Annotated in this window: 11 protein-coding genes; 3 read left to right on the forward strand and 8 right to left on the reverse strand. The window is 64.3% G+C overall.

All coding sequences use genetic code 11. The annotated features are described in order from the left end of the window. Positions 1 to 198: 198 nt before the first annotated feature. Positions 199 to 1,167, forward strand: a complete 969-nt coding sequence (locus U5A65_RS00180; RefSeq protein ID WP_321945090.1) for a hypothetical protein — start codon at positions 199 to 201, stop codon at positions 1,165 to 1,167. Positions 1,168 to 1,308: 141 nt separating this feature from the next. Here the strand turns inward: U5A65_RS00180 and U5A65_RS00185 are convergent, their stop codons facing one another. Beyond that, positions 1,309 to 2,154: a helix-turn-helix transcriptional regulator gene (locus U5A65_RS00185; RefSeq protein ID WP_321945091.1), complete on the reverse strand. Its 846-nt coding sequence runs from the start codon at positions 2,152 to 2,154 to the stop codon at positions 1,309 to 1,311. An 80-nt stretch (positions 2,155 to 2,234) separates the two neighbouring features. On the opposite strand from U5A65_RS00185, the gene U5A65_RS00190 reads away from it, so the two are divergent. Further along, entirely contained in the window at positions 2,235 to 3,128 is an 894-nt protein-coding gene (locus tag U5A65_RS00190) for an SDR family oxidoreductase (protein WP_321913313.1), read from the forward strand. A gap of 130 nt (positions 3,129 to 3,258) precedes the next feature. Here the strand turns inward: U5A65_RS00190 and U5A65_RS00195 are convergent, their stop codons facing one another. After that, entirely contained in the window at positions 3,259 to 4,446 is a 1,188-nt protein-coding gene (locus tag U5A65_RS00195) for a phytanoyl-CoA dioxygenase family protein (protein ID WP_321945092.1), read from the reverse strand. A 109-nt stretch (positions 4,447 to 4,555) separates the two neighbouring features. Beyond that, a complete protein-coding gene (locus tag U5A65_RS00200) occupies positions 4,556 to 5,497 on the reverse strand; it encodes a LysR family transcriptional regulator (RefSeq protein ID WP_321945093.1) in 942 nt (313 codons plus the stop codon). Positions 5,498 to 5,682: 185 nt separating this feature from the next. Here U5A65_RS00200 and U5A65_RS00205 point away from each other — a divergent pair, with 185 nt between their 5' ends. Further along, positions 5,683 to 7,194: a CoA-acylating methylmalonate-semialdehyde dehydrogenase gene (locus U5A65_RS00205; protein ID WP_321913310.1), complete on the forward strand. Its 1,512-nt coding sequence runs from the start codon at positions 5,683 to 5,685 to the stop codon at positions 7,192 to 7,194. Positions 7,195 to 7,330: 136 nt separating this feature from the next. On the opposite strand, the gene iolG is transcribed toward U5A65_RS00205, so the two are convergent. From iolG to U5A65_RS00230, 5 genes are all read right to left on the reverse strand, one after another. Further along, positions 7,331 to 8,353 (reverse strand): inositol 2-dehydrogenase, encoded by a 1,023-nt coding sequence (gene iolG / locus U5A65_RS00210; RefSeq protein WP_321945094.1) that lies wholly within the window; start codon positions 8,351 to 8,353, stop codon positions 7,331 to 7,333. Positions 8,354 to 8,421: 68 nt separating this feature from the next. Next, the gene (locus tag U5A65_RS00215; protein WP_321913308.1) at positions 8,422 to 9,444 is read right to left on the reverse strand and encodes an ABC transporter permease; all 1,023 of its coding nucleotides are present in this window, start codon (positions 9,442 to 9,444) and stop codon (positions 8,422 to 8,424) included. 50 nt (positions 9,445 to 9,494) lie between these two features. After that, positions 9,495 to 11,039 (reverse strand): sugar ABC transporter ATP-binding protein, encoded by a 1,545-nt coding sequence (locus tag U5A65_RS00220; protein ID WP_321936997.1) that lies wholly within the window; start codon positions 11,037 to 11,039, stop codon positions 9,495 to 9,497. Between the two features lie 57 nt (positions 11,040 to 11,096). Continuing rightward, on the reverse strand, positions 11,097 to 12,023 hold the full coding sequence (locus U5A65_RS00225; RefSeq protein WP_321945095.1) for a sugar ABC transporter substrate-binding protein: 927 nt from the start codon (positions 12,021 to 12,023) through the stop codon (positions 11,097 to 11,099). Positions 12,024 to 12,182: 159 nt separating this feature from the next. Beyond that, positions 12,183 to 13,028: a TIM barrel protein gene (locus U5A65_RS00230; protein WP_321945096.1), complete on the reverse strand. Its 846-nt coding sequence runs from the start codon at positions 13,026 to 13,028 to the stop codon at positions 12,183 to 12,185. Between the last annotated feature and the right edge of the window lie 195 nt (positions 13,029 to 13,223).

Raw genomic sequence — 13,223 nt, forward strand, 5'->3', positions numbered from 1 at the left:
TATCGGCACCTCGTGAAACCCATCGGCCTTGACCGGTTCACGGCCGTACTGGCATCTGCACGCCCAGCCCAAAAGCTGCTGACAAGCATACCGACACCCAGCCCCCGACGCGCGGCACGCTTCCTGCGCTGCGACTCTCGACCCGCCTGCCACCGCCTCACTGCGCTGCGCAGGCTCACGACCGAAAAGGGGGGCGCCATGGAAGACATCGATCGACTTGCGGCTGAATACGCCACGGCACGCGCCGCGGAGCAGCCAATTGGACGCGTACGCGCCGCCGTTTCCTGGAGCGCGATCCTGGCCGGCGCGGTGGGCATGGCCGCCTTTTCCCTCATTCTGCTCACGCTCGGCACCGGCCTCGGCCTTTCGTCCCTCTCGCCATGGCCCGGGAGCGGCGCGCACGCGAAAACCTTCGGTGTGGCGGCCATTATCTGGATCTGCGTCACGCAAGTGATGTCCGCCGGCCTTGGCGGTTATCTTGCGGGGCGGCTGCGCCGGCACTGGCCCGGCATCGGCACCGACGAGACCCACTTTCGCGACACCGCGCACGGCTTTCTTGCCTGGGCGCTCGCCACACTCTTCTCCGCCGCTATCCTCACGTCGGCCATTTCAGGGCTCGCGCGCGAGGGCGTGAACGTAGGCGCGCAAAGCGCCGAACGCATGGCGAGCGGCACTGGCACGCTCAACCGCGGCAATGCCCTCGCCGCCTACAGCACCTGGCCCATGGGCTATCTGATCGATGGCATGCTGCGCCCGGCCGCAGGCGCTGCGGCACCCGCCGCAACGGCGGGCGCTTCAGGCGCTTCAGACACCTCGGGTGCCGACCAGGTCTTCGCGACCGCGCAACAGAAACAGGAGATTGCGCGCATCTTTCTCAACAGCCAGCCTGCCAGCGGCGCGCTTTCGCCCGAGGACAGCGACTACGTGGCGCGCATCGTGGCGCAAAAAGCCGGGCTCGCGCCGGCCGATGCCCGCGCCCGCGTCACGACCACCTGGTCGCGCTTGCAGGAAAAGGCGCAAGCCGAGGAAAGCGCCGCGCGCGCCGCGGTGGAAACGGCGCGCAAGGCGAGCGTCCGCGTGACGTTGTGGCTCTTCATCTCCCTGCTGATCGGGGCATTTGCCGCGAGCCTGATGGCGACGATCGGCGGCCGGATGCGCGAGTTTTGAAGCGACCTTTATCGACATGGCAATGACGCCAATATCCGAACCGCGAGGAGGCTGACATGCGCTCGATTCTTCTTTATCTGCTAGGCGTTCCGATCCCGATCATCATTCTCATCGCGCTCTTATGGCATTGAAGCGGCGGCGTTACGACTGCTCGATTAGCGCCTTGATGCGCTCGGCCTGCTCCGCATCGACCGGGTTGTACACGATCATGTGGAGGTCCGGCCGCCCATCGACGGAAAACGCCGACTGCTCCAGCGCGATCAGCCCGAGCGTGGGATGGTGCAGGCGTTTGACGTTGTCGGCTTCTGCGTGCGTAGGCACTTCGTTGTCGCGCCATAGGGCGTCGAACTCGGGGCTGACGCTGCACAGTTCCTCGACGAGTTCACCTACCGCCGAAACGAGGCCCGCGCGCGCCACGTCGGCCCGGAACGCGCCCACCACGAAACGGGCCACGCTGTCCCAGTCGTGCTGCTTGGCGCGCACGTCCGGATTGCAGAACAGAAAGCGCAGAATATTGCGCTGCCCGGGCGGCAGCTTGCCGTAGTCGGTCAGCACGATGGCGGCGGCGCGATTCCACGCCACGACCTCCCAGGTGGCCGTCTTGACGATGGCCGGGCTGAAGCGCAGCGAGTCGAGCAGGCGTTGCAGCCGAGGATTGACGCCGTCCACGGCCTTGTAGCGGACTTCGGGCGGGCGCCCGAGCCCCAGCATGAAGAGGTGCTCGCGCTCCGGATCGGTGAGCATCAGCGCGCCGCATAGGCGCTCGAGCACCTCCGGCGAAGGCGCGCCGCCGCGCCCCTGTTCGAGCCACGTGTACCAGGTCGGACTGATGTTGGCGCGCTGCGCCACTTCTTCGCGGCGCAGCCCCGGCGTGCGCCGGCGGCCGCTGAAGCCAAAACTCGCCGGGTCGAGCCGCGTGCGGCAACGCCTCAGGAAGTCGCCGAGCGAGCCCGCCGAATGAATCGGAATGGAGAGCCTGTTAGTCATCTTAATATGATGAGCTCACTACTTTAACGGTATAGAAAATTTGGAGATAGTACGCCAGTCATGACCCTGGAGAGATGACCATGCGTATTTTTCTGACCGGTGCGACCGGCTTCATCGGCTCGGCGCTCGTGCCGGAACTCATCGAAGCCGGCCACGAGGTGATCGGCATGACCCGCTCGGAAGCCGGCGCGCAGGCGCTCGCCAAGGCGGGCGCGCGCGTGCATCGCGGCACGCTGGAGGAGCCGCAGACATTGCGCCGTGGCGCGGAGCAGGCAGACGCCGTGATCCATACCGCCTTCGATCACGACTTCTCGCGCTTCGTCGAGAACTGCGAAAAGGACCAGCGCGCCATCGCGGCGCTCGGCGCCGCGCTCGCCGGCTCCGATCGACCGTTGCTCATCACGTCCGGCACCGGCGTCGGCAGCGGCGCGCACGGCGAACTAGCGAGCGAAGATGTCTTCAATGCGAGCCATCCCAACCCGCGCATTGCGTCCGAACTGGCCGCGCACGTGCTGCTGGAACAAGGGCTCAATGTGGGCGCGGTGCGGCTGCCGCAGGTCCACAATCCGTTTCGGCAGGGGCTCATTACGCCGCTCGTCGCGATCGCGCGCGAAAAAGGCGTTTGCGCCTACGTGGGCGACGGCCTGAACCGCTGGCCGGCTGGCCATCTGTCCGACGTCGTGCGCCTGTACCGGCTCGCCGTGGAAAAAGGACAGCCCGGCGCGCGTTACCACGCGGTCGGCGAAGAAGGCGTGAGCAGCCGCGCAATAGCCGAGTCGCTGGGCCGCGGGCTCGGCCTGCCGGCCGTTTCGATCGCGCCGGAGGACGCGGCCGCGCATTTCGGGTGGATGGGTATGTTCGTCGGCATGGACATGCCTGCTTCGAGCGCGCTCACCCAGGCGCGGCTCGGCTGGCGCCCGACCGGTCCGACGCTCATTGCCGATCTGAACGAAGCGCGCTTTGCTGAGGTGTGAGCCTCAGGTCGAGCCGGATGCCTCCTATGCAATCCTGAATATCCTCACCATTCAAGTTTCGTAGACTTGCCGACTCGTGGTCGATAGCGGCCACGAGACACACCCGTGCACGATAAGACCGTCGCAGTGCTTATGCCGGGTCGCGTCGCGCGTCCTGCGCGCGCAACGCCTGCGCGAATCTGCCCGGATCCCAGTCCTCGCGCAGCGCGCGCAGCATGAGCGCCTGCTGGCTTTCTGGCGCGAGGCCGCCCACGGGCGGGTCGCGGTCGAGATTCGTGGGAAACGGGTAGCCCTCCGCGCAGGACGCGATCGCCGCAACGGTCGCGAGATCGACTGCAACGCCCTGGCGGCGCTCGCGCAGCACGGGATAAACCGCTTCGCACATGCTGGTGCGGTCGAGCGCCTCCATGGCGCGCCCCATAGCCGACGAAACCTGCAGCAGGTTCGCCATGCGCTGCACGTCGGCCGTGCGGTTCGCACCCGCCGCATGAAATAGCGCGGGATTGAAGAACAGCGCGTCGCCCTTTGCGAGCGGCAGCTGTACGCAATGCGCTTCGAAATACTCACGGAAATCGACGCGCCGCCATGCAAGATAGCCCTCTGCATAGCGTTGTGAGTACGGCAGGAGTTTCGTCGGCCCGCTCTCGACCGGCATATCGCTGTGCGCCACCGCCCCCTGGAGCGTGAGGAAAGGCGACACGCGATGCACGTGCGCCGGATAGCGTTGCGCCTCTTCGATCGTCTGGAATCCCAGGTGATAATCGCGGTGCGCCTCCTGCGCCGCGCCGCCAGGACGCACGACGTTGACCTGCGAGGTCGTCTGATAGCACGGTCCCAGCCACGCCTCGCAAATGGCCATGAGCGGCAGGTTTGCGAAGTAATCGACGAATACGCCGGGCGCTTTCAGGCAGAGCTTCTGTTGCGCATTCCAGATGCGGTCGTTCGCGCCTGCCTTGGCAAAATGGTCTGCACCGCTTGCGCCCTGCTCCCGCTCGTCGCGAATGATCGATTCGAACACGGCGGTCGCTTCGTCCACGGGCCGCGTGTTTGCGTAAGCGCGTTCAAGCACGAGCACGCCAGCGCCGTCGCACAGCACGTACGCCCACTCGGCCTGCAACTGCGCGCGCTGCGCCGCGTCGTCGAGCACGGTCTGGAGTGCCTGGCAGTCGTACACGGGAATGCGCTGCCGCACATCGCTGGCAAAACGCAACGGGCTGCCGTCGTCTCGCAGCCGGTTCACAAATGCATCGAGCGAGCATTCGCGTTCGGCGTACCATTGCTGCCCCAAATCCGCCGAAGATGTCTCGTGCTGATTCATGCGTCTGCCTCCAGTTTGACTCAAGCATAACGTTGGCACCGGGCGCCGTGGATACCAAAAATCTATCGAAAACACATCAGCAAGGCGCAGGCACGGCGTCGCACACTTGTCACGACAATGGAAAGCCGTCCTTGAACGTCTGCCGCAGAAACTCCGTGAAGTGCTTGACCGCACGCGGCACCTGCGCCCCATACGGCCGCACGACGTGCAATTGCGAAGCAAACGCGCCCACCGGACGCCAGCTGGGCAACAGCACTACGAGCTTGCCCGCCTGCAACGCGGCCTGCGCGCTGAAGTCGGGCAGCAGCGCGATGCCGAGATGCTCGAGCGCCGCATCGCGCAGCGCTTCGCTGTTGTTCGCCGAGACCGGGCCGTTCACCGTCACTGTCTCGCGCGCGCCTTCCGCGCGGCGGCCGGCTCTTTCGAACGACCACACCCCCGCACCCAACGCGCGCGGATAGAACAGACAGTCGTGTTGCGCGAGATCGGCGGGCGTTTGCGGCGTGCCGCGCTGCTTGAGGTAAGCGCGCGTGGCGACGATGACCGAGCGCGTGTCGCACAGTTTCCACGCCACGTGGGTTTCGGGCACCTGCGCGCTATGGCGGATCGCGAGATCGAACCCTTCGCTCGCAATCGAGGTGAGCCGGTCGGAGAGTTCCAGTTGCACGCGCACTTCAGGATGCGCGCGCGAAAACTGCGCTAGCCGCGGCACCAGTTGCTGGCGCGCGAAGGCCACGGGCGCGGTAACGCGCACGGTGCCGCGCGCAACATCGGCCATCTCGCGCACGCTCGCAAAACTCGCGGCGATACTGTCGAATTGCGCGCGCGTGTCTTCCACGAGGCGCAACCCTGCCTCCGTGAAGCGCACGCTGCGCGTGGTGCGCTGCACAAGCGGCACCCCCGCTACCCGCTCCAGTTCGGCAATGCGCTGGCTCACGGCCGCCTTGCTCACGCCGAGGCGCGCCGCCGCCGCGGTATAGCTGCCCTGGGTGGCAAGCACATTGAGCCAGTGCAGATGCGTCCAGAGTGCCTCGACTCGCTGCGTATCCATGAATGAAAGTCCGCCCCAAAAGCTCGTAATTCCTGCGCCGATACTAGCATGCCGCCTGGCAATCTTTCACAGACTTCGCAAGCGATTGTTCACCACTGAAAACAATCAATTCAGCGACAGAGCCTTTCCCGGGCCCCGCGGTCTCCGTAGACTGACGGCACGTACTCACCAGACGAGGAGATGACATGCAGGCTTACACCGATTCCGCAGACGTGATCCACTTCATCGGCGGCAAGACCGAACGCGGCACGGGCGACCGTACGCAAGCGGTCTTCAACCCCGCGACCGGCGCCGCCGCGCGCCGCCTCGTGCTGGGCGAAGTGGCCGATGTGGACGCCGCCGTGGCGAGCGCGAAAGCCGCGTTCCCGGCCTGGCGCGACACGCCGCCGATTCGCCGCGCGCGCGTCATGCTGCGTTTTCTCGAGCTGATGAACCGCCACAAGGACGAACTCGCGGCCATCATCACGGCCGAGCACGGCAAGGTGTTCTCCGACGCGCAGGGCGAAGTCGCGCGCGGCATCGACGTGATCGAATTTGCCTGCGGCATTCCGCAACTGCTCAAGGGCGACTACACCGAACAGGTTTCCACGGGCATGGACAACTGGACCGTGCGCCAGCCGCTGGGTGTCGTAGCCGGCATCACGCCGTTCAACTTCCCTTGCATGGTGCCGTGCTGGATGTTCCCGGTGGCGCTCGCAGCGGGCTGCACGTTCATCCTCAAGCCTAGCGAGCGCGATCCTTCCCCTTCGCTCTTCATGGCGCGCCTGCTCAAGGAAGCCGGCCTGCCCGACGGCGTATTCAACGTCGTGCAGGGCGACAAGGTCGTGGTCGACGCCCTCCTCGCGCACCGCGACGTGAAGGCCGTGAGCTTCGTGGGCTCCACGCCGATCGCGAACTATATCTACGAGACCGGCGCGAAGCACGGCAAGCGCGTGCAGGCGCTGGGCGGCGCGAAGAACCACATGGTCGTGATGCCCGACGCCGATATCGAACAAACCGTGGATGCGCTGATCGGCGCTGGCTACGGGTCGGCCGGCGAGCGCTGCATGGCGATTTCGGTGGCCGTGCTGGTGGGCGACGTGGCCGACAAGATCGTGCCGCGCCTTGCCGAGCGCGCCCGCACGCTGAAGATCAGGAACGGCATGGAAGCCGACGCGGAAATGGGCCCGATCGTCACGAAGCAGGCACTCGAGCGCATCGAAGGCTATATCGCGACCGGCGTGGAAGAAGGCGCGACGCTCGTGGTCGACGGGCGCGGCCTGAAGGTCCCCGGCCATGAGAATGGCTTCTTCACCGGCGGCACGCTGTTCGACAACGTCACGCCGGAAATGCGCATCTACAAGGAAGAGATCTTCGGGCCGGTGCTCGCCTGCGTGCGCGCCAAGGACTTTGCCGAAGCGGTGCAACTGATCAACGACCACGAGTTCGGCAACGGCGTGGCCTGCTTCACGCGCGACGGCAACGTGGCGCGCGAGTTCGGCCGCCAGATCGAAGTGGGCATGGTGGGCATCAACGTGCCGATTCCGGTGCCGATGGCATGGCACGGCTTTGGCGGCTGGAAGCGCAGCCTCTTTGGCGACATGCACGCGTATGGCGAAGAAGGCGTGCGCTTCTATACGAAGCAGAAGTCGATCATGCAGCGCTGGCCGGAAAGCACCGAAAAGGGTGCGGAGTTTTCGATGCCGGTGGCGAAGTAAAGATTGTTGTTGAGCGCAAAAAGCCCACTTCATGTGGGCTTTTTTTATGGTTCGTCGCGCAGGAGCACGTAGGCACTGCTTTACCGCTGCCCCCGCCGGAAGCAGAGGTGACACCGGCGAGCCGATTGGAGACACCCTACGCCGCCGTGGCCAACTGGCGCTGCTCTTCCACTGCGACATCGAGCGCCGCGCCCGTCTTCCACGACGACGTCGCGAGTTCCGCCAACTCAAGCGCCTTCACGCCGTCCTCGATCGTCGTACGAACCGGCGTGCCCTTCGTCAGCGCCTGCACGAAGTGCGCCATTTCCGCGGCATACGCCTCGCGATACCGTTCGAGGAAGAACGGCTCGGGCACGTCTGTCGAAACCGCTGCCGCCGTCCACGCACTTACCTGCGTCGGGCGCACGTTGCCCGCCTGGAGCATGCCCATGCTGCCCAGCACTTCGAAGCGCTGGTCATAGCCATACGCGGCGCGCCGCGACGTGTTGATCTGGCAAAGCAGGCCGCGCCGCGTGCGAATGGTCACGGCCGTCGAATCGATATCGCCCGCCGCCGCCACTTTCGGGTCGGTCAGGCAACTGCCGGTGGCGTGCAGGCTCAGCGCTTCGTCGCCGAGAATCCAGCGAAACACGTCGAGGTCGTGAATCAGCATGTCCTTGAAAATGCCGCCCGAACTCTTGATGTAGTCCACGGGCGGCGCGCCCGGATCGCGGCTCGTGATGATGAGCATTTCCGGTTCGCCGATTTCGCCCTGCTCGATGCGCGCCTTGAGCGCCGCAAAGGTCGGATCGAAACGCCGCTGAAACCCGATCATGCAAACCACGCCATTGCGCCGCACCGCCTCGGCGCTTTCTCGCGAGCGAGCGACCGTCAGATCGACCGGCTTTTCGCAGAACACGGCTTTGCCCGCGTTCGCGGCGGCGACGATCAAATCCGCATGCGTATTCGTGCTCGAAGCGATCACCACCGCGCCAATGGCCTGATCTTCGAGCGCCTGCGCCACGCTGGCTACCTGCGCGCCGTGCGCGTGCGCGAGCGCCTGCGCGGAAGGCGCATGCCTGTCCACGACGTATTTCAATCGCACGCCCGGCTGGCGAACCAGATTTGAAGCGTGAATCTTGCCGATTCGACCCGCACCGAACAAAGCAAACTCAATCATTACGTTCTCCGTTATGTCTCTTCCAGACGTGGCCTCTACTGCGATGTCAATGAACTACGAATACGCTCTCAACGCGCGCGGCGCTTGCGATATTGATCGGCGATCACGGCGGCAACGATGATTCCGCCTTTCACAATTTCCTGAATATAGGAGTCGATGCCGAGGAAAATGAAGCCGCTCGAAATCACGCCCAAAATCAACGCGCCGATCACGGTGCCGGTAATGCGCCCCACTCCGCCCGCGAGACTCGTGCCGCCAATCACGGCTGCGGCAATCGCGTCGAGTTCGTACGAAAGGCCCATGCCTGACTGGCTGGTTTGTGCGCGCGCCGACACCACCACGCCCGCCAGCCCGCTCAGCAGCCCCGCGATTGCATAGACGGCGATCAGGTTGCGCCCCACGCCAATACCCGAAACGCGCGCGGCCTGCACGTTGCCCCCGATTGCATAGAGACATTTGCCAAAGCGCGTATAGCGCAGCACGACATGAAAGATCAGGGCGGCTACGAGAAAGATCGCCACGGGCCGCGCGCCCGAGCCGATGGCCGAATAGGCGTCGGTGAACATGGAGATCGGCTGGCCGTGCGTGTAATAGCGCGCCAGGCCGCGCGCCGACACCATCATGCCCAGCGTGACGATGAACGGCGGCACATTCGAGCGCACGATCAGCGCACCGTTCAGGAGTCCGCACACGCCGCCCACGAGCACGCCAGCCAGCACGGGAACGAACACCGGCAAATCGGCCACGCCGGGAAACACGGTCGCACCAAAGCCGCCGGCCTGGGCGAAGCTCCCTGCGACCATGGCCGACAACGCGACGAGCGAACCCGACGACAAGTCGATGCCGCCCGCGATGATGACCATCGTGACGCCCACCGCGATGAGCCCGATCTCCGAAACGCGCAGGACCATGATCAGCAATCCTTGCGGGTTGTAGAGAAACGACTGGCCGCGTTCGATCCAGCCCAGCGCCTCGAACACGAGCGCAATGGCTACGAGCACGACGAGAATGCTGGTTTCCTGGGGGAAGCGCCACTTGCGGGGCGCTGCGGCCGCCGCGTCGGCGGCGCCGTTGATCGCTGATACTCGCATGTCCGTCTCCTTCTCTTGCGTCGAATTGTCGATTTGCCGATGTGCCGGATTCAGATCCGCTCGCCCGATGCGAGCGTCATGATGAATTCCTGCGTGGCGCGCTCGCGCGGAAGAATGCCGCTCACCGTGCGCTCGTGCATGACCACCACGCGGTCGCTCATGCCGATCACCTCAGGCAACTCCGACGAAATCATGATGATTGCGGCGCCGCTGCGCGCAAGCTGCGTGATGAGCGCGTGAATCTCGGCTTTGGCGCCCACGTCCACGCCGCGCGTGGGCTCATCGAGAATCAGCAGCCTGGGTTGATTGAGCAGCCACCTGGCGAGCAGCACCTTTTGCTGATTTCCGCCACTCAGGTTTTCGATGATCTGCGCGAGTCCCGGCGTTTTCACTTTCAGGCTTCGGCACATCCGCGCGCACTCTTCGTCCATGCGCTGCTGCCGTACGAAGCCAAACGCGCAATGCCGCTTGAGCGATGAAATCTGCATGTTTTCGCCCACGGAAAGCTGCATGAAGAGTCCCGTGCCCTTGCGGTCCTCGGTCAGGAACGCCACGCCGGCGCGAATGGCGTCTGCCGGCGAGCGGATTGCTTTTGCCTTACCGTCGAACAGCAATTCGCCTTCATCTGCGGGGTACATGCCGAAGATCGATTCCATGACCTCGGTGCGGCCCGAGCCCATTAGCCCCGCCACGCCGAGAATCTCGCCGTAGCGCACGTCGAAACTCACATTCGCAAAAGCACCGCGCCGGCCGAGATGGCGCACCGAAAGCGCCACTTCGCCAATCGGCACCGTCTCCTTCGGGAACACTTGCGTCAGTTCGCGCCCGACCATCGCGGCGATCAGCGACGGCTTGTCGAATTCGCACGCGGCGCGCGTGACGATATGGTGTCCGTCGCGGAAGATCGAAATGTCGTCCGCGATCTGGAACACCTCGTCCATCTTGTGGGTGATGTAGATGATCGCCTTGCCGCGTGCTTTCAGCTGCGCAATGATGCGAAAGAGGTGCTCGACTTCCTTGTCCGTGATCGCCGAAGTCGGCTCGTCCATGATCAGCAGGTCGGAGTCGAACGACACGGCTTTCGCGATCTCCACCATCTGCCGGTTCGCAATGCTCAGCTTGCCTAACTGTATTTCCGGATCGATCTCGATGCCAAGCTGCTGGAACAGTTCGCGCGTGCGCCGGTTCAGTGCGCCGTGGTTGACCAGGCCAATGCGGTTGCGCGGCTCGCGCCGTATCCAGATGTTTTCCGCCACCGTCATGTCGGGCAGCAGGTTCAGCTCCTGGTGAATCATGGCAATGCCGCGGTCGAGCGCGTCGCGCGGCGACTTCAGCGTGACGGGCTCGCCTTTGAAGCGCAACGTTCCGCCATCGGGCGCATACACGCCTGCGATGATCTTCATCATCGTGGACTTGCCCGCGCCGTTCTCGCCCATCAAGGCATGAACGCGTCCCGCATGGATGTCGATGGAAACATCATGGAGCGCAATCACGCCGGGAAATGCCTTGCGGACGTGCTGCGCCGCAAGTAGCGGGACGAAGAAGGCGGCCTGCGTTGCGTGCGCCGCCGGTGCTGCGATAGTCGAATCTGGCATGATCGCTCTCGCCTGGAAAACTGCTTGAGAAGACAAACTGCCCGGAGCGAGCGCGGCTTAGCGGTTCACGAAGCCCTTGTAGTTATCAGGCGTCACAAGCTGATAGGAAATCCACGCTTCGCTCTGCACGCTCTTGTCGCCGCCGGCGACCTTCGCTGCCATGTCGACGGCGGCCTTGCCCTGGCCCTTGCCGTCCTGAAACACGGTCACGGCGAGGTCGCCCTTCGACATCGCAAACAAGGCGTCCTTCGTGGCGTCGACGCCGCCCACCAGCACCGTCTTCGGCGAGACCCCGGCCTGGCGCATCGCGATCAGCGCACCGAGCGCCATCTCGTCGTTGTTGGCGGCGATGGCGTCGAACTTCTTGCCCGCGCTGAGCCACTGGCTCATCAGATTGATCGCCTGGCTGCGGTCGAAATTCGCCGTCTGCTCCGCGACGATATGAATGCCCGGATTCTTCGAGAGGATGTCCTTCACGCCGCGTGTGCGGTCGCGCGTGGCGTCGGTCGAGAGTTCGCCGAGCATGACCGCGATATTGCCGTGCCCGCCCAGCTTTTTCGCGAGGTACTCCATTTGCAGATGGCCCGCTACGAGACTGTCCGACCCCACGAAATACGCGCCGTTGCCCATCGGCTCGTCGGGCTTGCGGTTGACGTACACGATCGGAATGCCACCCTTGCGCGCGGCGTTGGTCATGCGTTTCGTTGCGGACGCATCGGCCGGGTTCACGATAATGGCCGCCACATGCTGCGCGACGAACGCTTCGACCTGACTCACCTGGCGGCCCACGTCGCCTTGCGCGTCTTCGAAGTCGAGGGTCACGTTCTTCGCCTTTCCTTCCGCGGCCATGGACTCGCGCACGGTGGTAAGGAAGTTGTCGTCGAAGTGCGCCATGGTCACGCCTATCGTCGAGTTGGCCGAAGCTGAAAGGGGGATGGCGGCTGCCAGCGCGAACGCGAGCAGCGAGCGGGTGAGGATGTTCATGGCTGTCTCCGTATGTTTGTCGGTTTCGCGCGCTGGTTAATGGCCGAGCGCTTTTTCCGGCGCGCAAAACCTCTGCTGCCGTGCGAGGCAGGGTCAACTGCGCACGGTCAGTGACGACTTCGGTACTGCGGGGTGGTGCAGATAAACCGCGAATCAGCCTTAAGCGGCCTCGCGCAAGCTCGCGGCTTCGAGTGCTTCGCGGATATGGCTCATGCTCGCCGCGAGGCGCTGTTCGATATCGCTGGCCTGTGCGATTTCATCGGCGAACGGTTCGTACGAGGCGTAACCGCGATAGCCACGCGCACGCAGCACCGCAAGCTGACGCACGTTGCCGAGGCGGTCGTCGCGGCCCACGAGCACGCGATGGCCGTCGCGCATCTCGTCGACTTTCAGCGTGTTTATCTCCACGCCCGAGATGTGCACGAGGCCGGTGAGATCGGGATAGAAGATGTCTTCGCCCGCAAGGTGATGATGAAAGGTGTCGTGCACGAGTTTGAAATGACGCTCGCCTGCCGCGTCATAAATGCCCTTTACCGCGTCGGACTTGCGGCGCAGCGCGCACTCTTCGAAGCCGAGCGTTTCCACGAGTCCAAGGAGGCCGTGGTCTTCGAGAACCGGCTTGAGTTGCGTGAGCGCGGCCACGAGATCGGCATGACGCTCGCCCGGCGTGCGTTTGTCGAGCAGCGAATTGGTGGGGCACAGAACGAGCGCCTTCGCGTCGCAATCGGCGGCATAGCGTGCGAGCGCAACGGCTTCGCTCATGCGCGTCGCATCGAATTGCTCGAAGCGCTGCAGCGCGTTGATCGAGAGAATGGTGAGCCCGCCCGCCTCACATGCCGCCTTGATTTGCGCGGCGGGCGTGCCATCGGTCATTTCAATGCCCGGCAGATCGTTGCGGATCTCAATCGCATCGATGCCCAGTCGCTGGCACAGCCCCACATACTCGGGAAAGCCGAGCTTCGGCGCGCTCATGCGGTTGAGGGAAAACTGCTGCACGTCTCGCATCGTTGTCTCCTGTCGATTGCCAAGCTGTTGGTTTCTTCATCTGCCTGCGCGATGTAGAAAAGGTAGGCGACCCATTGACGCGCCTCAACGAAAAGATTGATGATTTTTCGTCAGCGGCAGCGCGGCAAAAAACTGCACTTCGTGCTGCAATGCCACAACGCCGCGCGCGAGTTTTCAAATGCCGGCAGGAAAACA

The organism is Paraburkholderia sp. J10-1 (assembly GCF_905220165.1).
Classification (GTDB): Bacteria; Pseudomonadota; Gammaproteobacteria; order Burkholderiales; family Burkholderiaceae; genus Paraburkholderia.